The sequence below is a fragment of the Streptomyces thermocarboxydus genome, assembly GCF_024760485.1.
In the GTDB taxonomy this organism is placed as follows: Bacteria; Actinomycetota; Actinomycetes; order Streptomycetales; family Streptomycetaceae; genus Streptomyces; species Streptomyces cellulosae.
Window position 1 is genome coordinate 5,160,236 of record NZ_CP058273.1, and the last position, 23,339, is coordinate 5,183,574.

The following is a 23,339-nucleotide window of genomic DNA, read 5'->3' on the forward strand; positions in this document are numbered from 1 at the left end:
CCGGCGGTGGCCCGGGATCTGCCCACGAAGCGGTCCCGCCCCGCCGCTCTTCGAACCTCCAGACTTCGAGAAAGATTCACAGACTCATGGCGAACTACACCGCCGCCGACGTCAAGAAGCTCCGGGAGCTCACCGGCGCCGGCATGATGGACTGCAAGAAGGCGCTGGACGAGGCCGACGGCAACGTCGAGAAGGCCGTCGAGGCGCTCCGCATCAAGGGCCAGAAGGGCGTCGCCAAGCGCGAGGGCCGCTCCGCCGAGAACGGCGCCGTGGTCTCGGTCATCGCCGACGACAACTCCTCCGGTGTCATCGTCGAGCTGAAGTGCGAGACGGACTTCGTTGCCAAGGGCGAGAAGTTCCAGGCCGTCGCCACCGCGATCGCCGAGCACGTCGCCAAGACCTCCCCGGCCGACATCGAGGCCCTGCTCGCCTCCGAGATCGAGCCCGGCAAGACCGTCCAGGCGTTCGTGGACGAGGCCAACGCCAACCTCGGCGAGAAGATCGTCCTCGACCGCTTCGCGCAGTTCGGCGACGGCTACGTCACGGCGTACATGCACCGCACGATGCCCGACCTGCCCCCGCAGATCGGTGTGCTCGTCGAGCTGGACAAGCCGAACGCCGAGATCGCCAAGGGCGTCGCCCAGCACATCGCCGCCTTCGCGCCGAAGTACCTCTCCAAGGAGGACGTGCCGGCCGAGGTCGTCGAGTCCGAGCGCCGCATCGCCGAGGAGACCACCCGCGCCGAGGGCAAGCCCGAGGCCGCCATCGGCAAGATCGTCGAGGGTCGTCTCAACGGCTTCTTCAAGGACGCCACGCTGCTCGGCCAGCCGTACGCGCTCGACAACAAGAAGTCCGTCCAGAAGGTGCTGGACGAGGCCGGTGTCACCCTGAAGCGCTTCTCGCGCATCAAGGTCGGCATCTGAGTCCGCACCGCGACGGACGCGCGACCCCGATAGGGTCGACAGCAGTCGTTCGGACACGCGTCCACGCACGCGCGCGTGCCGGACGACAGCAGATCTGACGAGGAGGCCATTGCCGCATGGGATGCGAAACACGCCCCACCGGCAATGGCCTTCTTCGTATGTGCAACACGTGAAAGAGGCGGGATTCGACCATGACGACCAAGGCTGAGAAGAGCGACGACGGCAAAGTGCGCGGCCGGTTTCTGCTGAAGCTGTCCGGAGAGGCCTTCTCCGGTGGCGGAGGCCTGGGCGTCGATCCCGACGTGGTGCACGCCATCGCCCGTGAGATCGCGGCCGTCGTACGGGACGGCGCGCAGATCGCGATCGTGATCGGCGGCGGCAACTTCTTCCGCGGAGCCGAACTTCAGGTGCGCGGCATGGACCGTGCCCGCTCCGACTACATGGGCATGCTCGGCACCGTGATGAACTGCCTCGCCCTCCAGGACTTCCTGGAGAAGGAGGGCGTCGACTGCCGCGTGCAGACCGCCATCACCATGGGCCAGGTCGCCGAGCCCTACATCCCGCTGCGCGCCGTGCGCCACCTGGAGAAGGGCCGCGTGGTCATCTTCGGCGCCGGTATGGGCATGCCGTACTTCTCCACCGACACCACCGCCGCGCAGCGCGCCCTCGAGATCGACGCCGAGGCGCTCCTCATGGGCAAGAACGGTGTCGACGGGGTCTACGACTCCGACCCCAAGACCAACCCCGACGCGGTCAAGTTCGACGCCCTCGGCTTCGGCGAGGTCATCACCCGGAACCTCAAGGTCGCCGACGCCACGGCCGTCACGCTCTGCCGTGACAACAACCTGCCGATCGTCGTGTTCGAACTCCTCAAGGAGGGCAACATCGCCCGCGCCGTCAAGGGTGAGAAGATCGGCACGCTGGTGGGCGACCAGGCCGGGCACAACTGACCGGGGGATGGACAATGTCCTGCCGGTCGTGAACCGTGCAGGAAGAAGACGCGACGCAGCCGGCCGCCGACCCGACCGAGGACCGCAGCCGGGCCTACTCAAGACACGCAGGAGCAAGTGGTGATCGAAGAGACCCTCCTCGAGGCCGAGGAGAAGATGGAGAAGGCCGTCGTGGTCGCCAAGGAGGACTTCGCCGCGATCCGCACCGGCCGTGCGCACCCGGCGATGTTCAACAAGATCGTGGCCGACTACTACGGCGCGCCGACGCCGATCAACCAGCTGGCCTCGTTCTCCGTGCCCGAGCCGCGCATGGCCGTGGTGACCCCGTTCGACAAGAGCGCCCTGCGCAACATCGAGCAGGCGATCCGTGACTCCGACCTGGGCGTCAACCCGAGCAACGACGGCAACATCATCCGGGTGGTGTTCCCCGAGCTGACCGAGGAGCGCCGGCGCGAGTACATCAAGGTCGCCAAGGGCAAGGGCGAGGACGCGAAGATCTCGATCCGCTCCGTGCGCCGCAAGGCCAAGGAAGCCATCGACAAGCTGATCAAGGACGGCGAGGTCGGCGAGGACGAGGGCCGCCGTGCGGAGAAGGAGCTCGACGACACCACGGCGAAGTACGTCGCCCAGGTGGATGAGCTTCTGAAGCACAAGGAAGCGGAGCTGCTCGAGGTCTGATGAACGACTCTTCCTGGGGGACGCCGCAGACCGGGTACTGGGGGCCGTCCGACCAGGGACCCGGCCGGGGAGCTGTCCCGGCGGGTCCCGCGTACGATGCGCTCCAAGCACAGCAGACGCGGCCCATGCCCATCGTGCCTGAAGTACCCGAACACGGCGGAGACCAGGATGCGGACCGGGGGGCTGCTCGGCTGAGCGGCCCCCTGTTCCGAGACGAGCCGACGCGGGCCCGCCCCCTGCCGGGGGAGGTGCCGCAGAATACGGAGCCCATGCCCCACGCCCCGCAGCCGGCACCCGCACCGCAGAAGAAGACCGCGGGGCGGGACCTCGGCGCCGCGATAGGCGTCGGCGTCGGACTCGGCGCGGTGATCGTCGCGTCCTTGTTCTTCGTCAAGGCCGTCTTCGTCGGCGTGATCGCGGTCGCCGTCGTGGTGGGCCTGTGGGAGCTGACGACGCGGCTGGACGAGCGCAAGGGGATCAAGGCGCCCCTCGTGCCGCTGGCGCTGGGCGGCGCGGCCATGGTCGTCGCCGGGTACGCCCGGGGCGCGGAGGGCGCGTGGATCGCCATGGCGCTGACCACCCTGGCGGTGCTGGTGTGGCGCATGACGGCGCCGCCGGAGGGCTACCTGAAGGACGTCACGGCCGGCGTCTTCGCCGCGTTCTACGTCCCGTTCCTGGCGACGTTCGTCGCGATGCTGCTGAAGGCCGACGACGGCCCGTGGCGCGTGCTGACCTTCCTGCTGCTCACCGTGGTCAGCGACACCGGCGCGTACGCGGTCGGCTGGCGCTTCGGCAAGCACAAGCTCGCCCCGCGCATCAGCCCCGGCAAGACCCGCGAGGGCCTGCTGGGCGCGGTCGCCTTCTCGATGGCGGCGGGTGCGCTGTGCATGCAGTTCCTGATCGACGACGGCCAGTGGTGGCAGGGCCTGCTGCTGGGTCTCGCGGTCGCCGCGAGCGCCACGCTGGGCGACCTCGGCGAGTCGATGATCAAGCGCGACCTCGGCATCAAGGACATGGGCACGCTACTGCCGGGCCACGGCGGCATCATGGACCGCCTGGACTCCCTCCTGCCGACGGCCCCGGTGGTGTGGCTGCTGCTGGCGATCTTCGTGGGGGCGGGCTGAGGTTCGCGTCCTCCCCTCCTGCGGTGACATCGGGCCTCTGTCCTCTCGGACGGGGCCCGATTGCCGTGTACACGCCTCTCACGACCTGCGATCATGACCACGGGGATGGTCATACACACCGTGGGGGGACGCCGTGCGCAGCCTGATCGTGAATCTCGTGCTGGTCGTCGCAGTTTTCGCGCTGGTGCTGTTCGCGCTGGGCAGCGGCATGGGAGGGGTGGAGGTCTCCATCTGGCTGTGCGCGCTGTTGGCTTCGCTGGTGTTCGTGATCTCGCGGTACGTCCGCCGGCGCCGTGGGGTGCGGACGGAGCCGACGCACTGAGCACGTTGACCGAACTGCGTGATCGGGGCAGCGCGTCCTCAAGGGCCGCGGTCCTGGCGTTCGGTGCCTGTCACCGCCGTCTCGGCGAAGCGGAGCCTGACGGGGAGCGGGCGGACCGGCACTTCGCCCGGCTCCTCGCAGTGATCGCGGGGGCGGCGCCCTCGCAGGCGGCGGAGCGTGAGGCCGTCCAGTTGTTGCCGGCGGTGGGCAACGTGCCCGGTCACCGCTGTCCCATCTGTGTGAGGCCTGAGACACCCCTCCCCCGGCCGTCGGCCCCTGCGGGCGGTGACCTGACGGACGACGAGCGGGCGGAACACGCGGCTCGCCTGCGCGGACTGCTCTACCTGGCCTGCCCGGACGCCCCGGCCGGCGCGCTGGAGTACACCGCGGAGGCCATCACGCTGTGCGCGGAGGAGCCACCCGCGGAAGCGGTCCCGGAGGCGTCCCTTCTCGGCCGCCCCCGGCAGCCGTACGGAACGGACTTTCTGAACCTGTGCGGCGCGGACCTCCGCGGCGCGAACCTCACGGGAGCGGACCTGAGCCACGCGGACATGTACGGCGCGGACTTGTCGGGTGCGGACCTGTCCGGCGCGAACCTGAGCCACGCCAACCTGACGGGAGCGGGCCTGACCCACGCGATCCTGTCCGGCGGGGACCTGACGGACGCGGTCCTGACGGGCGCAGAGCTGACTGAAGCCGTCCTGACGGGGGCGGTGCTCGCGGGTGTTACGGACCTGCGTGTCCCGGAGTGAGGAGCGCTCGGTCCGCGAACGGCGGCCTTGGCTCACGACAACATCATGCGGGGCATCGTGGGCCTCATACGCCCGCCCCGGGCGGGCAGGGCCCGAGAAGCCGGCCATGCCGCGTATGACGATCCCGATCGAGAAGATGCGGCCCACAGCCCGTCTGACCGGCCCACGTACTTCGCACCGAGGGGCGCGCACCCCCGCCCGGGCCGTCTCCGGGCCGTCCGAGGGCGCTCAGGGGCGACCGGCTACGACCGCCCTCGACAGGTGTGGCCCCCGACACCCGCAGGTCACCCATCTCGATCTGCGACACTGGTACAGCCATGCCTAAGCCCGGAGAACTTACATTCGTCGCGCCGCGCGGAGCCAAGAAGCCGCCGCGGCATCTTGCCGATCTCACGCCTGCCGAGCGCAAGGAGGCGGTTGTCGCGGTCGGTGAGAAGCCGTTCCGTGCCAAGCAGCTCTCGCAGCACTACTTCGCGCGGTACGCGCACGATCCGGAGCAGTGGACCGACATCCCCGCCGGGTCCCGCGGGAAGCTGCGGGAAGCGCTGCTTCCCGAGCTGATGAGCGTCGTGCGGTACCTGTCCACCGACCAGGGGACCACCCGCAAGACGCTGTGGAAGCTGTTCGACGGGACGCTCGTCGAGTCCGTGCTGATGCGGTACCCGGACCGGGTCACCATGTGCATCAGCTCGCAGGCCGGCTGCGGCATGAACTGCCCGTTCTGCGCGACCGGGCAGGCGGGACTGGACCGGAACCTGTCCACCGCCGAGATCGTGCACCAGATCGTCGACGGCATGCGCGCCCTCCGTGAGGGCGAGGTGCCCGGCGGGCCCGCGCGGCTCAGCAACATCGTGTTCATGGGCATGGGTGAGCCGCTCGCCAACTACAACCGGGTGGTCGGGGCCATCCGCCGGCTCACCGACCCCGAGCCGGACGGCCTCGGGCTGTCCCAGCGCGGGATCACCGTGTCGACGGTGGGCCTCGTCCCGGCCATCCACCGGTTCTCCGACGAGGGCTTCAAGTGCCGCCTCGCGATCTCCCTGCACGCCCCCGACGACGAGCTGCGCGACACCCTCGTCCCCGTGAACACGCGGTGGAAGGTGCGCGAGGTGCTCGACGCCGGGTTCGAGTACGCGGCGAAGTCCGGGCGCCGGCTGTCCATCGAGTACGCGCTGATCCGGGACATCAACGACCAGGCGTGGCGCGGTGACCGGCTCGGGCGGATGCTCAAGGGGCGTCCCGTGCACGTCAACCTCATCCCGCTCAACCCGACGCCCGGCTCCAAGTGGACCGCGTCGCGGCCCGAGGACGAGAAGGCGTTCGTCGAGGCGATCGCCGCGCACGGTGTGCCGGTGACGATCCGGGACACCCGTGGTCAGGAGATCGACGGGGCATGTGGTCAGCTCGCCGCCACCGAGCGGTAGTCTGACCGGCGTCAACACATCTGCATATTCCGACAGGGGAGCGCCACAGCGCTGAGAGTGCGGCACCGGCCGCAGACCCTCCGAACCTGGCCCAGGTCATTCTGGGTAGGGAGATCGGTCATCACTCGAGCTGTTGCGCCCTGCCCGGGCCCCCAGGGGATCCGGGCAGGGCCGCGTCTCTTCCTGGTCACTCCAGGAGGAATCAAGTGGGCATCACCAAGAAGGTCACGGTCCTGGCCGTCGGGCTGGGGCTCGTCACGCTGTCCGCCTGCGGGTCGTCCAACAGGGACGACAGCGGCGCAGGCGGCGAGGGTTCCAAGACGGTGACCCTCGTCAGTCACAACTCGTGGGCCGTGTCCGAGGACGTCGTCGCCGCCTTCGAGAAGCAGTCCGGCTACAAGCTCAAGGTCCTTGAGGACGGCGACGCCGGGCAGGCCGTGAACAAGGCGATCCTGACCAAGGACAACCCCCAGGGCGACGTCTTCTTCGGCGTCGACAACACCCTGCTGTCCCGCGCCCTCGACAACGGCCTGTTCCAGTCCTACCAGGCCAAGGGATCGGATCAGATCCTGCCCGCGTACCGGGTCGACGAGGACAAGCACCGGGTCACCCCGGTCGACACCGGTGACGTCTGCGTCAACTACGACAAGGCGTGGTTCGAGAAGAAGAAGCTCACCCCGCCGAAGACCTTCGACGACCTGGCCAAGCCGGCCTACAAGGACCTCCTCGTCGTCGAGAACGCCGCCACCTCCTCGCCCGGCCTCGGCTTCCTGCTCGGCACCGCCGCGCAGTACGGCGACGACGGCTGGGCGGACTACTGGAAGAAGCTCAAGGCCAACGGCGTCAAGGTCGTCGACGGGTGGGAGCAGGCGTACAACGAGGAGTTCTCCGGCTCGGCCGGCGGCAAGAAGGCCAAGGCCGACCGCCCGCTCGTCGTCTCGTACGCCTCCTCGCCGCCCGCCGAGGTGATCTACGCCGACCCGCGGCCCGACACCGCCCCCACCGGCGTCGCCGAGGGCACCTGCTTCCGGCAGGTCGAGTACGCGGGTCTGCTGAGCAACGCCAAGAACCCCGAGGGCGGCAAGGCGCTGCTGGACTTCATGGCCGGCAAGACCTTCCAGGAGGACATGCCGCTCAACATGTTCGTGTACCCGGTGCGCAAGGACGCCCAGGTGCCCGAGGAGTTCGCGAAGTTCGGGCCGCAGGCGAAGGAGCCGCAGACCATGGACCCGGCGAAGATCGCCGACAACCGTGACCAGTGGGTCAAGTCGTGGACCTCGCTCGTACTGAAGTGAGCCCGCGCCGCCCCGGCTGGTGGCGCCGGAACGCGGCCCGGCTCGGTCTCATGGCCGTGCCGGCCGCGTTCTTCGCCGTCTTCTTCGCCTACCCGGTCGCCGCGATCGTCGCCCGGGGGCTGAAGACCGACGGCGGCTGGCAGCTCGGGCGGATCGCGGACGTGCTCACGCAGTCCGACATCCGCCAGGTGCTGTGGTTCACCACCTGGCAGGCCCTCGTCTCCACGGCCCTCACCCTGGTGATCGCCCTGCCCGGCGCCTACGCCCTGGCCCGTTTCGACTTCCCCGGCAAACAGGTGCTGCGCGCGGTGATCACCGTGCCGTTCGTGCTGCCGACGGTCGTCGTCGGCACCGCGTTCATGGCGCTCGTCGGGCGCGGCGGGCTGCTGGACGCATTGTGGGGCGTACGCCTGGACACCACGGTCTGGGCGATCCTCCTCGCGCACGTCTTCTTCAACTACGCCGTGGTCGTCCGCACCGTGGGCGGGCTGTGGGCGCAGCTCGACCCGCGGCAGGAGGAGGCCGCGCGGATGCTCGGCGCCTCCCGGTTCACCGCCTGGCGCACGGTCACCCTCCCGGCGCTCGCGCCCGCCGTGGCCGCCGCCGCGCTGATGGTCTTCCTCTTCACCTTCACCTCGTTCGGCGTGGTGCAGATCCTCGGCGGGCCGACCTTCTCCACCCTGGAGGTGGAGATCTACCGGCAGACCGCCGACCTCTTCGATCTCTCCACAGCAGCCGTCCTCACGCTGATCCAGTTCGTCGCCGTCGGCGCGATCCTCGCCCTGCACGCCTGGACCGTGCGGCGCCGCGAGACCGCGCTGCGGCTGGTCGACGCCTCGGTGACCGCCCGCCGTCCGCGCGGCGCCGGACAGTGGGCGCTGCTCGCCGGGGTCGTCGCCACCGTCGTCGTGCTCCTGCTCCTGCCGCTCGCCGTCCTGGTGCAGCGCTCCTTCGGCGGCGCCGGCCTCGCCTACTACCGCGCGCTGACCGAGGCGGACGGCGGGGTCTTCCTGGTCGCCCCGATCGAGGCGATCGGCAACTCGCTGAGCTACGCCGTCGCCGCCACCGTGATCGCCGTGGTGATCGGCGGTCTCGCCGCCGTCGCGCTGACCCGGCGCGACGCGGGACGGCTGGTGCGCGGCTTCGACGCGCTGCTGATGCTTCCGCTCGGCGTCTCCGCCGTGACCGTCGGCTTCGGTTTCCTCATCGCCCTCGACGAACCCCCGCTGGACCTGCGCGCCTCCTGGATCCTGGTGCCGCTCGCGCAGGCGCTGGTCGGCGTGCCCTTCGTCGTACGGACCATGCTGCCGGTGCTGCGGGCGGTGGACGTGCGGCTGCGGGAGGCGGCCTCGGTGCTGGGCGCGTCGCCGTGGCGGGCATGGCGCGAGGTGGACCTGCCGCTGGTGCGGCGGGCGCTGCTGATCGCCGCCGGGTTCGCCTTCGCCGTGTCCCTGGGGGAGTTCGGCGCGACGGTGTTCATCGCGCGGCCCGACAACCCGACCCTGCCGGTGGCCGTGGCGCGGCTGCTGGGACGGCCCGGGGACCTCAACTACGGGCAGGCGATGGCCCTGTCGACGATTCTGATGATCGTGTGCGCCGTGGCTCTGCTGGTGCTGGAGCGGCTGCGGACCGACCGGACGGGGGAGTTCTGAATGCCCACCGACAGCCCGACGCCCACCGGCAGCCTGCTGCGGCTCGAGGACGCGACCGTCCGCTTCGGCGGGCGGGCCGCGCTGGACTCCGTCGGCCTCGACGTCGCCGAGCACGAGATCGTGTGCGTCCTCGGCCCCAGCGGCAGCGGCAAGTCCACGCTGCTGCGCGCGGTCGCCGGACTCCAGCCGCTGGACGCCGGGCGGATCCTGCTCGACGGACGTGACCAGGCGGGCGTGCCCGCGCACAAGCGGGGCGTCGGGCTGATGTTCCAGGACCACCAGCTGTTCCCGCAGCGGGACGTCGGCGGCAACGTGGCCTTCGGTCTGCGTATGCACGGCACGCCCCGCGCCGAACAGACCCACCGTGTGCAGGAGTTGCTCGAGCTGGTCGGCCTGCCCGGGGCGTCCGGGCGGGCCGTCGCCGCGCTGTCCGGGGGTGAGCAGCAGCGGGTCGCGCTGGCCCGCGCGCTCGCGCCCAGCCCGCGGCTGCTGATGCTCGACGAGCCGCTCGGCCAGCTCGACCGGTCGCTCAGGGAGCGCCTTGTGGTCGAACTGCGCGAACTGTTCGGCCGGTTGGGCACCACCGTGCTGGCCGTCACGCACGACCAGGGCGAGGCGTTCGCGCTGGCCGACCGGGTGGTGGTGATGCGCGACGGGCGGATCGCCCAGTCCGGCACGCCCCTTGAGGTGTGGCAGCGGCCCGCCGACGCGTTCGTGGCCCGTTTCCTCGGCTTCGAGAACGTCGTCGAGGCGGCCGTCACCGACGGCGTCGCCGTCACGCCCTGGGGCAAGGTGCCGGTGCCGCCGGATGCCCCCGAGGGCACGCGGCCGCTGCTGGTGCGGCCCGCCGGGGTGCGGCTGGTCCCGGCCGGCGAGGGGCTGCGCTGCACGGTGACCGCGCGCACCTTCCGCGGCACCCATGTCGCCGTGCGCCTCCTGCCGGAGGACGCGCCACCGCTGGAGGCCGCCTGCGCGCTCAGGGACGCCCCTGAGGTCGGGGACGTCACCGGCGTGGAGTTCGACGCGGCGGAAATCGCCGTGCTCGGCTGATCGCCGTTGCCTAGGGTGTGCGGCATGACACGACTCGTACACACGCGCTACTGCGACGAGATCGCCCACCAGGTCGGGCAGTTGAGGGCGGTGGTGACCTCGGGGACGGACCTGTCCCGCACGGTGCCGACCACACCCGACTGGTCCGTGGAGCAGCTCGTACGGCACCTCGGCGGCGCCCTGCGCTGGGTGGCCCTGATGGTGCGGACCGGGGCCGAGAAGGAGGCCCGGGACGAGGACGTGCCCGACTTCGAGGGGCCCGAGGCGCGCGGGGACGCCGCCGCGTTGGACGCCTGGCTGGCGGAGAGCGGCGACCTGGTCGTCTCCGCCCTGCGGGAGGCGGGCCCTGACGCACGGGTGTGGAGCTGGGCGGGCGTCGACAACGCCGGCTTCTGGGCCCGCCGTATGACCCATGAGGTGACCGTGCACCGGGCGGACGCCACGCTCGCCGCCGGACTGCCCTACGACGTCGCGCCCGAGGTGGCCGCCGACGCGGTCGACGAGTGGCTGGAGATCGTGGAGTGGGCGCAGCGGACGCTCCCCGACGACGAGGTGCACGGACTGCGTGGCCCCCTGCGCACGATCCATCTGCACGCCACCGACACCGCCCCCGAGGTGAACGCCGAGTGGCTGGTGCGGCTCGACGAGGACGGGGTCTCCTGGCGCCGCGGCCACGAGAAGGCCACGGTCGCACTGCGCGGGCCGCTCACCTGGGTGCTGCTCGCCTTCTACCGCCGCATCCCGCTGGACGATCCCCGCATCGAGGTGCTCGGCGAGCGCGCGGTGCTCGAACACTGGCTGGAGCGGGCCACGTTCGGCTGAGGACGCGTACGCCACGGCGCACGTCGGGCTGACAGGCGCTCAACGGCGAGCGGCCCGCCCCCGGTTCAGGGACGGGCCGCAGGCGGTTCCGTGAGGCGTCAGCGCTGGCTGTTCGCCCCGCGGCGGCGCATGCCGAAGAACACCGCGCCGCCACCGATCGCGACCAGGGCGGCCGCGACACCGGCGATCACGCCGGTGTTGGAGTTGGCGCCGGTCTCGGCGAGGTTGGACTCACCGGCCGGGGACGGGGCGTTGTCCGACGTGTCCGCCGGGGGAGCGCTCTCCTCGGAGCTCTCCGACGGGGCCGGGGTCGGCTCCTCGCTCTCCTCGGCCGGGGCCGAGGTCTCCTGCGACGGCGTCGGCTCGGGGGACGGGGTCTCCTCGTCCTCCTTGCACGGCGTCGACGGCGTCACCAGGTTCGGCTTGATGTCCTGGTCCACGTACGGCTTGGCCGAGACGTGGATGCGGTACTCGGCGTTGGGCTTCCAGTCCTCCTCGAAGGTGATGGTGGTGCCCTCCTTGGACCCCTTGACCACCTGCTCGCCGACCTTCTCGATGTCGGCGCCGTTGTTCTGGAGGAACACGGTCACGGTGGCGGGAACGCCGGCCGGGTCGACGTCGGTGACGGTGATGACGCCCTTGTCACCGTCGCACTTGGCCTCGGCCGAGAACTCGTTGATGTTGCACGCCACGGCGTTGCCGGCGACACCGAGCGCGAGCGCGGCGGACGCGGAGACGACACCGAGGGCGCGCACGGAGCGGGTCACGGTACGGCGTGATACGGACAGAACTGCCACGTTTGTCCTTTACATGATGCGCAAATGCGGGGGGTTGAGGGAGGGGTGATGATGGATCAGCACTCCCATGAGGCTCCCAGGTCTATAAGCGCCACATAAGTAGTGTCAACGCATATGCCTACCGCAGGCCTGGGCTTTGCCTATTTGTTAACCACCCGCACGTTTACGCGCCGCGCGGACCGCGTCGATCCGGCCGAAGCGTCCGAGAACCGTCACCATCCGTGCGTACGACCGCAGTTGGGGTGGCGCCAGGTCAACAGCCCTGCCGCCACCCTACGTCGGCCTCAGCCCTCGATCGCCGCCGGGTCCATCCAGACGACCTCCCAGGTGTGGCCGTCGAGGTCGTCGAAGGAGCGGCCGTACATGAAACCGAGGTCCTGGGTGTCGCCGGCCACGGTGCCGCCCGCCGCCAGCGCCTTCTCCACCAGCTCGTCGACCTTCTCCCGGCTCTCGGCGCTCAGCGCCAGCAGCACCTCGCTGCTCTTGCGGGCGTCCGCGATCTCCTTCTTCGTGAACTGCGCGTACTTCTCCTTCGTCAGCAGCATCGCGATGATCGTGTCGCTGATCACGACGGACGCCGTGGACTCGTCGCTGAACTGCTCGTTGATGGAGTAGCCGAGCGCCGTGTAGAACTTCCGCGACGCGTCGATGTCCTCGACGGGCAGGTTCACGAAGATCATCTGCTGGTACATGACGGGGCCTCTCCCTCGCACTGTTGCCGTTTGAGGGGGTAGACCGAAGGGCCGCGCGGAACTCATCGCGCCGAGGGAAGGTTTTTTCGCCCGTCCTCGCTCAGCCGCCCAGCGGCCACGCCGACAGTTCGGCCACCGCCACGGTGAGCGGCCCGAACAGGGCGAGCAGCGCGACCGCGCGCAGGACGGCGGCCCGGCGCAGCGTGCCCGCGGGCGCCCCCAGCCGCCGCAGCGAGGCCGTGGTGTCGGCGTGCGCCTGCTTCGCCTCGACGGCCGCCGTGAGCAGAGTCGCCACCGTGCAGCCGGCCACCAGCAGCACCCCGAGCACCACGAGCGGACCGGCCGACGGGTCGTCCCGGTCGTGCAGCGACGCCATCGCGTACGCGGCCGACACCACCGCGCAGACCACACCCAGCGGGCGTCCGATGCGCGTCGCCTCCGTCATCAGCACGCGCCCGGCCAGCAGCCGCAGCGCGCCCGGCCGCACGGCCTGGAGCAGCCGCCCGCACAGGTGGGCGAGCGCGGGACCGACCAGGGCCAGTCCGAGGGAGGTCAGGGCCAGCCCGAGGAACGCGGCCGGACCGCCCCCGGAGCCGGTACGGCTCGTCAGCGCCTCCACCGCCACCCCCACCGCGAGCACCGCGACACCCCACGGCAGCCCCGACGGCGCCGCGGTCGGCACGGGCGGCGGGACGACGGCGGGGGAGCCGTCGGCGGTCTCCTCGGCCGCTTCGCCCTGTGTACCGTCCTGCTCCTGCGCCTCCGTGGCCGTGCTCCGTGCGCGCGCCGCGGCCCCGAACTGCCGCCCGAACCGCCCGTATGCGCCGAAGGACTCCCGCGCCGGGGTGCGCCGGTAGGCGCCGAACCGGCCGTACGTCCGTGCCGCCCGGCCCGCGCCCGTCACCGGCTCGCGCGGCCGCAGCGACATCGCCACCGCCGTGGACGCGCTCAGCGGCACCAGGGCCAGCAGGGTCAGCGCGGCCGGCAGCGGCAGGGGACGCCCGGCCGCCAGGAACTCCCGTGCGCCCCCGCCGAGGGGCATGCCGGTCAGGTCGCCGCGCAGCTGGAGGAAGACCAGCAGTGCCAGCACGGAACCGATCAGACAGGACGCGGCCGTGGTCGCCGCGGAGATCGCCATCAGCTTGACCGGGCCGAGCCCGACCGCCGACAGACCGGGCCGGGGCCGGGTCGCCGGATCGGTGCGGGCGACCGCGACCGCGAGATAGACGGTGGCCGCCAGCGGGGCCGTGCACCAGGCCAGCCGGAGCGCGGAGGCGGCGGGGTCGGGGTGGCTCAGGGCGTGGCCGAGGGCGCTCAGCAGCAGGAAACCCGTGCCGGCCGAGGCGCCCGCGACGAGGAGCCTGCGGATCTGGACGGCGGGCTGGGCCCCGAGGGTCAAACGGAGAGCGAGCACGCCGCCCGGCCTTCCGACTCGGCCGGTCCGGAGACCGGGGGGAGGTGCACGGTCCGTACGCACCGCCCGTCGAGCAGCGACACCGTGCGGTCGGCGAGGGCGGCGGTCTGCGCCTCGTGCGTCGCGAGGACCACGGTGATGCCGTGCGAGCGGGCCGCCGTGGTGAGGGTGCGCAGCACATGGGTGCGGTCGACGCGGTGCAGCGGCGCGGTCGGCTCGTCGGCGAACAGCACCGACGGCGCCGGGGCCAGCGCGCGGGCGATGCACACCCGCTGGCGCTCCGCGTGCGTCAGCTCCACGGGGTGCTTGCCCGCCCGGTCGCCGACGTCGAGGCGCTCCAGCCACTCCAGGGCGGCGGCCTTGGCACGGCGGCGGCCCGTGCCGCGCAGCATGAGGGGCAGCGCGGCGTTCTCCCACACGTTCAGCTCGGGCACCAGCACCGGGGCCGGGTCGATCCAGCCGAACCGGTCACGGCGCAGCCGCTCCCGGGCCGCCGGGCCCATGGTGTGCACGGGCACGCTGTTGAACCAGACCTCGCCGTCGTCCGCGCGCACCAGGCCGGACAGACACCGCAGCAGGGTCGACTTGCCGCTGCCGCGCGGGCCTGACACGGCGAGGATCTCGCCCTCCCGGACGCCGAGCGAGACCCCGCTCAGGCCGGGTGAGCCGTCGTCGTGCCGGAAGTGCAGGGCGCGCGCCCAGAGCACGTCGTTGTCCGGTGGGGCCACCATGGCGTACACCTCGGTTCGGATCGGAAATGCCGTGCGCTCTTCGGGTTAATACCCCGTCCGGGGGAACGAAGGGCGGGCCGATCGGTCACTGGGCACGCTAGGCAGGCGGTGGCGGACGGCAGGACAGCACGCGGCCCCGGGCCGCCGTTTCTCACTCGAACGGGCGGCTCCGGGGCCGGTGTTGATCATTCAAAGAGAAGATCGGTACCTCGGACGGCCTACGGTCATGACGGGCCGGGAAGGTCCTACAGCTTCGTCCACGCCTCCGTGAGGGTGGCGCGCAGGATCTGCTCGATCTCGTCGAAGGTCTCCTGGTTGGAGATCAGCGGCGGCGCGAGCTGGATGACCGGGTCGCCGCGGTCGTCGGCCCGGCAGTACAGACCGTTCTCGAACAGCTTCTTGGACAGGAAGCCGTACAGCACGCGCTCGGTCTCGTCGGCGTCGAAGGACTCCTTGGTCGCCTTGTCCTTGACCAGTTCGATGCCGTAGAAGAAGCCGTTGCCGCGGACGTCGCCGACGATCGGCAGGTCGTGCAGCTTCTCCAGGGTGGCGCGGAACGCGCCCTCGTTGTCGAGGACGTGCTGGTTGAGGCCCTCGCGCTCGAACAGGTCGAGGTTGGCGATCCCGACCGCCGCGGACACCGGGTGGCCGCCGAAGGTGTAGCCGTGCAGGAAGGTGTTCTCGCCCTTGTAGAACGGCTCGGCCAGGCGGTCGGAGACGATGCACGCGCCGATCGGGGAGTAGCCCGAGGTCATGCCCTTGGCACAGGTGATCATGTCCGGGACGTAGCCGAACTTGTCGCAGGCGAAGGTGGTGCCGAGGCGGCCGAAGGCGCAGATGACCTCGTCGGAGACCAGCAGCACGTCGTACTGGTCGCAGATCTCGCGGACCCGCTGGAAGTAGCCGGGCGGGGGCGGGAAGCAGCCGCCGGCGTTCTGCACGGGCTCCAGGAAGACCGCGGCGACCGTGTCCGGGCCCTCGAAGAGGATCTGCTGCTCGATCTGGTCGGCGGCCCAGCGGCCGAACGCCTCCGGGTCGTCGCCGTGGATCGGGGCACGGTAGATGTTGGTGTTCGGCACCTTGTGCGCGCCCGGCACGAGCGGCTCGAACGGGGCCTTCAGGGCGGGCAGTCCGGTGATGGACAGGGCGCCCTGCGGGGTGCCGTGGTAGGCCACCGCGCGGGATATGACCTTGTACTTGGTCGGCTTGCCGGTCAGCTTGAAGTACTGCTTGGCGAGCTTCCAGGCGGTCTCCACCGCCTCGCCGCCGCCGGTGGTGAAGAAGACCTTGTTGAGGTCGCCGGGGGCCTCGTGGGCGAGCCGCTCCGCGAGCTCCACGGCCTTGGGGTGGGCGTAGGACCAGACCGGGAAGAACGCCAGCTCCTGCGCCTGCTTGGCGGCCGTCTCGGCGAGCTCCTGGCGGCCGTGGCCGGCCTGCACCACGAACAGGCCCGCGAGGCCGTCGAGGTAGCGCTTGCCCTTGTCGTCGTAGATGTGGGTGCCCTCACCGCGGACGATGGTGGGGACGGGCGCGTTCTCGTACGACGACATGCGGGTGAAGTGCATCCACAGGTGGTCGTACGCGGACTTGCTGAGGTCCTTGGGGGTGTCGGTGCTCACGGTTATCGGGTTCCCCACATGTAGGTCTGCTTCTTGAGCTTGAGGTAGACGAAACTCTCGGTCGAGCGCACGCCGGGCACGGCGCGGATGCGCTTGTTGATGACCTCCAGCAGGTGGTCGTCGTCCTCGCAGACGATCTCGACCATCAGGTCGAAGGAGCCGGCGGTCATCACCACGTACTCGCATTCGGCCATCGCGGCCAGCGCGTCGGCGACGGCCTCCACGTCGCCCTCGACGTTGACGCCGACCATCGCCTGCCGGCGGAAGCCCACGGTGAGCGGGTCCGTGACGGCGACGATCTGCATCACGCCCTGGTCGAGCAGCTTCTGCACCCGCTGGCGCACGGCCGCCTCCGACAGACCCACGGCCTTGCCGATCGCGGCGTACGGCCGGCGGCCGTCCTCCTGGAGCTGCTCGATGATGGCGAGGGAGACGGCGTCCAACTGCGGTCCGCCGCCGTTCTTGGACTCGCGGGAGTCCCTCGGGTCTGCGCTTCGACTGGCCACGGGGCCACTGTGCACGACGTATCGACAGTTTCGCAAGGCTCGATCGATGAAATTCGTTGTTAACGAAGCTGTTGCTTGCGGATTTCGCAGATGCGGGGGGAGTGGGGGTGTTGAAAACGTCAGCGGTCCGTCTAGGGTGGGTGTCTCAGAGGTTGGACACCTCACATCCGTTCACACCCGACACCTCGGGCACCCACAAGGAACACCAGGAGGGCCTGCAGTGAGCACCGAGCTGCGTCGTCTGCGCAACTACATCGGCGGTGAGTTCCGGGACGCCGCCGACGGACGGACCACCGAGGTGGTCAACCCCGCGACCGGCGAGGCGTACGCGACGGCCCCGCTGTCCGGTGCCGCGGACGTCGACGCCGCGATGGCGGCGGCCGCCGAGGCCTTCCCCGGCTGGCGTGACACCACCCCGGCCGAGCGGCAGAGGGCGCTGCTGAAGATCGCGGACGCCTTCGAGGAGCGCGCCGAGGAACTCATCGCCGCCGAGGTGGAGAACACGGGCAAGCCCACCGGGCTGACCCGCACCGAGGAGATCCCGCCGATGGTGGACCAGATCCGCTTCTTCGCGGGCGCGGCGCGGATGCTCGAGGGCAAGGGCGCCGGCGAGTACATGGAGGGCCTCACCTCCTTCGTGCGCCGTGAGCCTGTCGGCGTCTGCGCCCAGGTGGCGCCCTGGAACTACCCGATGATGATGGCCGTCTGGAAGTTCGCCCCGGCGATCGCCGCGGGCAACACGGTCGTCCTCAAGCCGTCGGACACCACCCCCGCCTCCACCGTCCTCATCGCCGAGATCCTCGGCTCCGTCCTGCCCAAGGGTGTCTTCAACGTCGTCTGCGGCGACCGCGAGACCGGCCGTCTGATGGTCGAGCACCCGACCCCGGCGATGGCCTCCATCACCGGCTCGGTGCGCGCGGGCATGTCGGTCGCGGAGTCGGCGTCCAAGGACCTCAAGCGCGTGCACCTGGAGCTCGGCGGCAAGGCCCCGGTCGTGGTCTTCGAGGACGTCGACGTCGCCAAGGCCGTGGCGGGCATCTCCGAGGCCGGTTACTTCAACGCCGGCCAGGACTGCACGGCCGCCACGCGTGTGCTGGTGCACGAGTCCGTGCACGACGAGTTCGTCCAGGCGCTCGCCAAGGCCGCCTCCGACATCAAGACGGGCATGCCCGACGACGAGGACGTCCTCTACGGCCCGCTCAACAACCCCAACCAGCTCAAGCAGGTCGAGGGCTTCATCGAGCGGCTGCCCGCCCACGCGCGCGTCGAGGCCGGCGGCAAGCGGGTCGGCGACAAGGGCTACTTCTACGCGCCGACCGTCGTCTCGGGCCTCAAGCAGGACGACGAGATCATCCAGAAGGAGGTCTTCGGCCCGGTCATCACCGTCCAGTCCTTCACGGACGAGGACCAGGCCGTCGAGTACGCCAACGGCGTGGAGTACGCGCTGGCGTCCTCGGTGTGGACCAAGGACCACGCCCGCGCGATGCGGATGTCGAAGAAGCTGGACTTCGGCTGCGTGTGGATCAACACCCACATCCCGCTGGTCGCGGAGATGCCGCACGGCGGCTTCAAGAAGTCGGGCTACGGCAAGGACCTGTCGGCCTACGGCTTCGACGACTACACGCGGATCAAGCACGTGATGACGTCGCTGGAGGACTAAGGCCTTTTCGGCTGACGTTCGGCCCCGGACCGGTGCACCCGCCGGTCCGGGGCCGACGTGTTTCCCGGGAGCCGCCGCCAGGTGCTTTTGAACATGTTCAACTTCAGGCGTACGCTCCCGCCATGAGCGACAGAGCCGCCCTGCTCAAGGGCATTCGCGTGTGGCTGGTGTTCTTCGTCGTCTGTCTGGTGCTCAGCGGGGTCACGGCCTTCCCGCTGGTGCACGAACTGCGCTGGACCGAGGAGGCGTTGCGCTCCCTCGGGGCGCCCGAGCACCTCCCCGGCCTCATGGAGTGGATCGCACGCGTACGGGACGGGCTCGACACCGCCGACGCCGACCACCCCTTCCTGCTCTACGGCACCGACTGGCTGGCCTTCGCCCACCTCGTCATCGCGGTCGCCTTCCTCGGCCCCTACCGGGACCCCGTACGCAACATCTGGGTCGTGGACTTCGGCCTGATCGCCTGCGCCGGCGTCGTCCCGCTCGCCCTCATCTGCGGGCCGATACGCGGCATTCCCTTCTGGTGGAGCGTCGGCGACATGGCGTTCGGGGTGTTCGGCGCCGTCCCGCTGTACGTCGTCAGGCAGAAGATCAAGCGGCTGGAGGCGCTCACGGAGGCGGCTGTTCCGGGGGGCGCCGCCGTCCCCGCTCAGTAGCTTGGGCCCATGAGAAGTGAACGGGTGGGCGGGGCCGTCACGTGGGGGCTCCTGGGCGCGTGGGCCGTGCACGACCTGGAGGAACTGGCCACCGTGCCCTGGTGGTTGAGGCGGAACGTGCCCGAGCTGCGGAAGCGGTTCCCGCGGGTGCCGGAGGGTGTGTGGCGGCGGGCCGAGAGCATGGGGGCCGCCGAATTCGCCGCCGCCGTGGGGGTGATGGGGGCGGTCGTCGGCACGGCGTCGGCCGCCGGGCGGCTCACCGGAGGGCGGTCCGGCTTCTACCAGGGCGCGTTGACCGGCTTCGGGCTGCACGGCCTGATGCACATGGCCCAGGCCGCCGCCGTACGCGGCTACACCCCCGGCTCCGTGACCGCGCCGCTGGTCGTCCTGCCGTTCACGCTGTGGGCGCGGGGGCGGCTGCGGAAGGCCGGTGTGCTGCGTCCCGCGCGGCCGCGTGACGCGGTGGCCGGGCTCGCCGCCGCCGGGGCGGCCACGGTCGCCTCGCACGTGGTGGCGCGCCGGCTGCTCAGGTCGGCGCGCCGGCCGTCATGACGTGAGGCGGTCCCGCAGCGCGGACAGGACGTCGATGCGGTTGGTGGTGACCGAGTCCACGCCCGCGGCCAGCAGGCGGCGCATCGAACGGCGGGTGTCCGGGGTCCACACCGACAGCAGGTAGCCGTCGCGGTGGACGCGGTCCGCGAGGGCCCGGTCCACCAGGCTGAAGCGGTAGTTGAGCCAGCGCGGCCGGACCGCCTCCAGGAGCCCGGCGCGCGGCGGGGCGTGGGAGGTGTGGGTGAGCGCGATCTCCGCGTCCGGGTCCGCCGCCCGCACGGCCAGCATGGCGGGGGCGCCCGCGCAGTAGTACACGCGGTCCTCGGCGCCCTGGTCGCGGACGACGTCCACGATCCGGCGCACCGCGCGCTCGCCCGGGGCGCCGGGCAGGTCGATCATCACCCGGCTGTCCTCGGTCGCCGCCAGCGCGTCGGCGAGGGCGGGCACCCCGCCGTCGGTCACCTCGCGCACCTCGTCCCAGGTGAGGGACGCGAGGGGACGGTCGTGGTCCCACAGGCGGTCCAGCGTCGCGTCGTGCAGCAGCACGGGGACGCCGTCCCGGGTGAGCCGTACGTCGATCTCGACCGCGTCCGCGCCCCGCCCGATCGCCGAGCGCAGGGAGGGGAGGGTGTTCTCCCGGACGCGGTAGGGGTCGCCGCGGTGGGCCACGGCCGTCACGTTCTGCATGGTGCCCTTCGCGGGGGTGGGTCAGGTCGCGGGGGTGGGTCAGGAGGCTCGCGGGACGGTCAGGAGGTGAGCCAGGAGTCGGTGTACGTGTCGATCTCGGCCGCCAGCCGCGCCTTGCCTGCCGGGTCCAGGAACGACGCCTCGACCGCGTTCTTCGCCAGGCCGGCGAGGCCGCGCTCGTCGAGGTCCAGCAGGCGGGCGGCGACCGCGTACTCGTTGCCGAGGTCGGTGCCGAACATCGGCGGGTCGTCGGAGTTGACCGTCACCAGCACGCCGGCCCGGGTGAACTCCTTGATCGGGTGCTCGTCCAGGGTGGCGACAGCGCGGGTGGCGATGTTCGACGTCGGGCACACCTCCAGCGGGATGCGCCGCTCGGCGAGGTGCTGGAGCAGCTTCGGGTCCTGCGCGGCGCTGGTGCCGTGGCCGATGCGCTCGGCGCCCAGTTCGTTCAGCGCGTTCCAGACCGTCTCCGGGCCCGTGGTCTCGCCCGCGTGCGGCACCGAGCGCAGTCCGGCGGCGATGGCGCGGTCGAAGTACGGCTTGAACTGCGGGCGCGGCACGCCGATCTCGGGGCCGCCCAGGCCGAAGGAGACCAGGCCCTCCGGGCGCAGCCGGTCGTCGGTGGCGAGCCGCGTCGTCTCCTCGGCGGCCTCGAGACCGGCCTCGCCCGGGATGTCGAAGCACCAGCGCAGCACGGTGCCCAGTTCGCTCTCGGCCGCCTTGCGGGCGTCCTCGATCGCGTCCATGAAGGCGCGCTCGTCGATCCCGCGGCGGGTGGAGGAGAACGGGGTGATGGTCAGCTCGGCGTACCGCACCTGCTGCCGGGCCAGCTCACGGGCCACCTCGTACGTCAGCAGCCGCACGTCCTCGGGGGTGCGGACCAGGTCGACGACGGACAGGTACACCTCGATGAAGTGCGCGAAGTCCGTGAAGGTGAAGTAGTCCGCGAGGGCCTCGGGATCGGTGGGGACCTTCGAGTCGGGGTGGCGGGCGGCCAGCTCCGACACGATGCGGGGGGAGGCGGAGCCGACGTGGTGCACGTGCAGTTCGGCCTTGGGCAGTCCGGCGATGAAGGGGTGCAGGTCACGGACCTGTCCGGCGGTGGCCGCGGTGTCGTGGCGGTCGGTCAAGGTTCCTCCCCGGGAACGGCGTGCCCGTCCGGGTCGCGGCGGGACGCGGGTGATCGGCTGATCGGTGGTGCGGGGATCATCGTAGGCCCGGCGTACGCGGGAAGTGCGTGGGCCGTAGCATGACGGTTCGTCCGAGGAAGGGGTCGCAGCGCATGTCCGACGACGCACCGGCACCGGGGGCAGGGGACCGCACGGGGGAGGGAACGCCGTCGGCGGGTTCGTCCGCCCCTCAGGCGTGGCCGGCACCGGCCGACGGCGGGGCGCCGCACGTGGCCCCCCTGGACGGTTCGCTGGTGGACGCGCGGACCACGGAGACGGGTGGTCCGGCGGCGACGCGTGACGTCACGACCCCTGCGGGCGATCCGTGGGCGCTGCCCGGGGACCGGGCGGCGGGGGCCGGCGGGCCGGGGGAGACCGTGGTCGCGGGGGAGGGTGCGCCGTGGGCGGCGCCCACCGTGCACGATCAGCAGACGGTGACGTCTTTTCCGGCGGCCTCCGACACGGCGCCCTCCGGACCGTCCGGTCCGGCGTACGGGGGTGCGTGGGGGGCCACTGGGCCTGTCCGGCCGACGGGGGCCGATCCGTTCGCGCCACCTGCCGCGGGTGCGGCTGTGCCGCCGCCGCCCGTCGGGCCGGAGGGGCCGGGGCAGGTCCCTTACGGCTATCCGCACGCGGGGTACGCGGGTGGCGCACCCGTCGGCTGGGGAGGCGTGCCGCCGCTGCCGAGCAACGGCATGGGCGTCGCGTCCCTGGTGCTGGGGATCATCGCGGCGGCCGCGTTCTGTCTGTGGCCGGTGGCCATCGTGCTGGGTGTGCTGGCTGTGATCTTCGGGGCGATCGGGCGCGGCAAGGCGAACCGGGGCGAGGCGACGAACGGGGGGCAGGCTCTGGCGGGGGTGATCTGCGGGGCGGTGGGCAGTGCGTTGGCACTCACGTTCGGCGTGATCGTGCTGGTCACCTGAGCGGTGGGAGCGCCCCTTGGGGGCGCGGGGAACTGCGCGCCCAGCCACCGACTGCCCGCGCCCGGCGTTGCGCCCGGCGTTGAGGGGGTGCCGCTGCGCCCACCCGTGCCGCCCCTAGCGGCACGACTGCCCGCAGCTAGGGGGCTGCGGGGAACTGCGCGCCCAGCCAGGGACGGCTCGCACCCGGCGTTGAGGGGGTGCCGCTGCGCCCACCCGTGCCGCCCCTAGCGGCACGACTGCCCGCAGCTACGGGCTGCGCGATCAGCTACCGACCCCCCCGCAGTCGCCCCCGCGCCTCCATCAGCGCGAACCCCAGCAAATTAGGCCCCCGCCACCGGACCGGGTCGTTCGCCCCCTCCGCGTCCGCCGCCAGGCCGATCCCCCACACCCGGTCCACCGGACTCGCCTCGACCAGGACTCGCTCACCCGTGTCCAGAAGGAAAGACCGCAGCTCACCATGAGCTGCGAACTTGTGCACGCTGCCCTCCACCACGATCCCGAACCGCTCCCGCCGCCAGACCTCGTCGTCGAAGCCCCGGACCAGCCGGCCCGCCTTCTTCGCCTCCGACGGATGCCCCGCGGCCAGAACCCGCCGCTCACTCTCCGCGTCTGCGAAGAGGCGCGCCTTCGCCGCCATCATCCAGTGCTCCGCGGTCGCGTACTCCACGCCGTCGACGGTGAACGGGGACGGCCACCACTGGCTCAGGCAGCTCGCCCCGACGCGGCCGTCGGGCAGCGGACGGTGCCCCCAGAAGTGCAGGTACTTCACCCGCTCCCCGGCCCGCACCGCCTCGATCAGCGCCTCCCGGGACGCCACCGTTCGTGCGGTTCCGTCCACGCTCATCACCCCCGCCATGTCGTTCTGTGCGCAGAGCAGTCTCGCAGGCACCACGGACACTCCGTCCTGCCTTTTCCGTTGCCACTCGACACCTGGTCGACAG

24 protein-coding genes and 1 riboswitch are annotated in these 23,339 nt (G+C 71.4%); of the genes, 15 read left to right on the forward strand and 9 right to left on the reverse strand.

What is annotated here, in order from left to right; all coding sequences use genetic code 11:
• Window positions 1–86 precede the first annotated feature (86 nt).
• The 11 genes from tsf to AY578_RS24020 all read left to right on the forward strand — a co-directional run bounded on the left by tsf (window position 87) and on the right by AY578_RS24020 (window position 10,992).
• Window positions 87–923, forward strand: a complete 837-nt coding sequence (gene tsf / locus AY578_RS23970; RefSeq protein ID WP_019523281.1) for a translation elongation factor Ts — start codon at window positions 87–89, stop codon at window positions 921–923.
• A 191-nt stretch (window positions 924–1,114) separates the two neighbouring features.
• On the forward strand, window positions 1,115–1,873 hold the full coding sequence (pyrH, locus tag AY578_RS23975) for a UMP kinase (RefSeq protein ID WP_019523282.1): 759 nt from the start codon (window positions 1,115–1,117) through the stop codon (window positions 1,871–1,873).
• 120 nt (window positions 1,874–1,993) lie between these two features.
• A complete protein-coding gene (frr, locus tag AY578_RS23980) occupies window positions 1,994–2,551 on the forward strand; it encodes a ribosome recycling factor (RefSeq protein WP_006136598.1) in 558 nt (185 codons plus the stop codon).
• Window positions 2,551–3,675 (forward strand): phosphatidate cytidylyltransferase, encoded by a 1,125-nt coding sequence (locus tag AY578_RS23985; RefSeq protein WP_136238607.1) that lies wholly within the window; start codon window positions 2,551–2,553, stop codon window positions 3,673–3,675. The genes frr and AY578_RS23985 overlap by 1 nt, the downstream gene beginning before the upstream one ends.
• Before the next feature lie 133 nt (window positions 3,676–3,808).
• Complete coding sequence (locus AY578_RS23990; protein WP_028961762.1) at window positions 3,809–3,997, forward strand: hypothetical protein; 189 nt, start codon at window positions 3,809–3,811, stop codon at window positions 3,995–3,997.
• Between the two features lie 239 nt (window positions 3,998–4,236).
• Window positions 4,237–4,749 (forward strand): pentapeptide repeat-containing protein, encoded by a 513-nt coding sequence (locus AY578_RS33890; protein WP_337662672.1) that lies wholly within the window; start codon window positions 4,237–4,239, stop codon window positions 4,747–4,749.
• A gap of 317 nt (window positions 4,750–5,066) precedes the next feature.
• Window positions 5,067–6,173, forward strand: coding sequence for a dual-specificity RNA methyltransferase RlmN (gene rlmN, locus AY578_RS24000; protein ID WP_136238608.1), 1,107 nt, complete (start codon window positions 5,067–5,069; stop codon window positions 6,171–6,173).
• A 24-nt stretch (window positions 6,174–6,197) separates the two neighbouring features.
• A riboswitch (TPP riboswitch) is annotated at window positions 6,198–6,303 on the forward strand.
• 76 nt (window positions 6,304–6,379) lie between these two features.
• Complete coding sequence (locus AY578_RS24005) at window positions 6,380–7,468, forward strand: thiamine ABC transporter substrate-binding protein (RefSeq protein ID WP_136238609.1); 1,089 nt, start codon at window positions 6,380–6,382, stop codon at window positions 7,466–7,468.
• Window positions 7,465–9,120, forward strand: coding sequence for an ABC transporter permease (locus tag AY578_RS24010; RefSeq protein ID WP_020700043.1), 1,656 nt, complete (start codon window positions 7,465–7,467; stop codon window positions 9,118–9,120). Before AY578_RS24005 ends, AY578_RS24010 begins: the two co-directional genes overlap by 4 nt.
• Window positions 9,121–10,170 carry an ABC transporter ATP-binding protein gene (locus tag AY578_RS24015; RefSeq protein ID WP_136238610.1) on the forward strand — a complete coding sequence of 350 codons (1,050 nt, stop codon included), beginning with the start codon at window positions 9,121–9,123 and terminating at the stop codon, window positions 10,168–10,170. It abuts the gene before it with no gap.
• 24 nt (window positions 10,171–10,194) lie between these two features.
• Entirely contained in the window at window positions 10,195–10,992 is a 798-nt protein-coding gene (locus AY578_RS24020) for a maleylpyruvate isomerase family mycothiol-dependent enzyme (RefSeq protein ID WP_136238611.1), read from the forward strand.
• Window positions 10,993–11,090: 98 nt separating this feature from the next.
• On the opposite strand, the gene AY578_RS24025 is transcribed toward AY578_RS24020, so the two are convergent.
• From AY578_RS24025 to AY578_RS24050, 6 genes are all read right to left on the reverse strand, one after another.
• Window positions 11,091–11,759, reverse strand: coding sequence for an LAETG motif-containing sortase-dependent surface protein (locus AY578_RS24025; RefSeq protein ID WP_136238612.1), 669 nt, complete (start codon window positions 11,757–11,759; stop codon window positions 11,091–11,093).
• 314 nt (window positions 11,760–12,073) lie between these two features.
• Window positions 12,074–12,481 carry a VOC family protein gene (locus AY578_RS24030; RefSeq protein WP_019523294.1) on the reverse strand — a complete coding sequence of 136 codons (408 nt, stop codon included), beginning with the start codon at window positions 12,479–12,481 and terminating at the stop codon, window positions 12,074–12,076.
• 100 nt (window positions 12,482–12,581) lie between these two features.
• Window positions 12,582–13,895 (reverse strand): hypothetical protein, encoded by a 1,314-nt coding sequence (locus AY578_RS24035; RefSeq protein WP_258905458.1) that lies wholly within the window; start codon window positions 13,893–13,895, stop codon window positions 12,582–12,584.
• On the reverse strand, window positions 13,877–14,626 hold the full coding sequence (locus AY578_RS24040; RefSeq protein ID WP_019523296.1) for an ABC transporter ATP-binding protein: 750 nt from the start codon (window positions 14,624–14,626) through the stop codon (window positions 13,877–13,879). The genes AY578_RS24035 and AY578_RS24040 overlap by 19 nt, the downstream gene beginning before the upstream one ends.
• A 245-nt stretch (window positions 14,627–14,871) precedes the next feature.
• Window positions 14,872–16,245: an aspartate aminotransferase family protein gene (locus tag AY578_RS24045; RefSeq protein WP_136238615.1), complete on the reverse strand. Its 1,374-nt coding sequence runs from the start codon at window positions 16,243–16,245 to the stop codon at window positions 14,872–14,874.
• A gap of 2 nt (window positions 16,246–16,247) precedes the next feature.
• Window positions 16,248–16,766, reverse strand: a complete 519-nt coding sequence (locus AY578_RS24050) for an Lrp/AsnC family transcriptional regulator (RefSeq protein WP_037778339.1) — start codon at window positions 16,764–16,766, stop codon at window positions 16,248–16,250.
• A 205-nt stretch (window positions 16,767–16,971) separates the two neighbouring features.
• On the opposite strand from AY578_RS24050, the gene AY578_RS24055 reads away from it, so the two are divergent.
• The 3 genes from AY578_RS24055 (at window position 16,972) to AY578_RS24065 (ending at window position 19,619) form a co-directional block, all read left to right on the forward strand.
• Window positions 16,972–18,411, forward strand: coding sequence for a gamma-aminobutyraldehyde dehydrogenase (locus AY578_RS24055; protein ID WP_028961770.1), 1,440 nt, complete (start codon window positions 16,972–16,974; stop codon window positions 18,409–18,411).
• Between the two features lie 122 nt (window positions 18,412–18,533).
• Window positions 18,534–19,067, forward strand: a complete 534-nt coding sequence (locus tag AY578_RS24060; protein WP_020700044.1) for a hypothetical protein — start codon at window positions 18,534–18,536, stop codon at window positions 19,065–19,067.
• Window positions 19,068–19,076: 9 nt separating this feature from the next.
• A complete protein-coding gene (locus AY578_RS24065; protein WP_026243595.1) occupies window positions 19,077–19,619 on the forward strand; it encodes an HXXEE domain-containing protein in 543 nt (180 codons plus the stop codon).
• On the opposite strand, the gene AY578_RS24070 is transcribed toward AY578_RS24065, so the two are convergent.
• Both AY578_RS24070 and AY578_RS24075 read right to left on the reverse strand, forming a co-directional pair.
• Window positions 19,614–20,306 carry a glycerophosphodiester phosphodiesterase gene (locus AY578_RS24070; RefSeq protein ID WP_019523302.1) on the reverse strand — a complete coding sequence of 231 codons (693 nt, stop codon included), beginning with the start codon at window positions 20,304–20,306 and terminating at the stop codon, window positions 19,614–19,616. The two genes, AY578_RS24065 and AY578_RS24070, sit on opposite strands and share 6 nt — an antisense overlap.
• 59 nt (window positions 20,307–20,365) lie before the next feature.
• The gene (locus AY578_RS24075; protein ID WP_106959516.1) at window positions 20,366–21,490 is read right to left on the reverse strand and encodes an adenosine deaminase; all 1,125 of its coding nucleotides are present in this window, start codon (window positions 21,488–21,490) and stop codon (window positions 20,366–20,368) included.
• A 656-nt stretch (window positions 21,491–22,146) separates the two neighbouring features.
• Here AY578_RS24075 and AY578_RS33895 point away from each other — a divergent pair.
• Window positions 22,147–22,398: a DUF4190 domain-containing protein gene (locus AY578_RS33895; RefSeq protein WP_019523304.1), complete on the forward strand. Its 252-nt coding sequence runs from the start codon at window positions 22,147–22,149 to the stop codon at window positions 22,396–22,398.
• Window positions 22,399–22,663: 265 nt separating this feature from the next.
• Here AY578_RS33895 and AY578_RS24085 read toward each other — a convergent pair whose 3' ends face one another.
• Entirely contained in the window at window positions 22,664–23,254 is a 591-nt protein-coding gene (locus AY578_RS24085; protein ID WP_136238654.1) for a riboflavin biosynthesis intermediates N-glycosidase, read from the reverse strand.
• Between the last annotated feature and the right edge of the window lie 85 nt (window positions 23,255–23,339).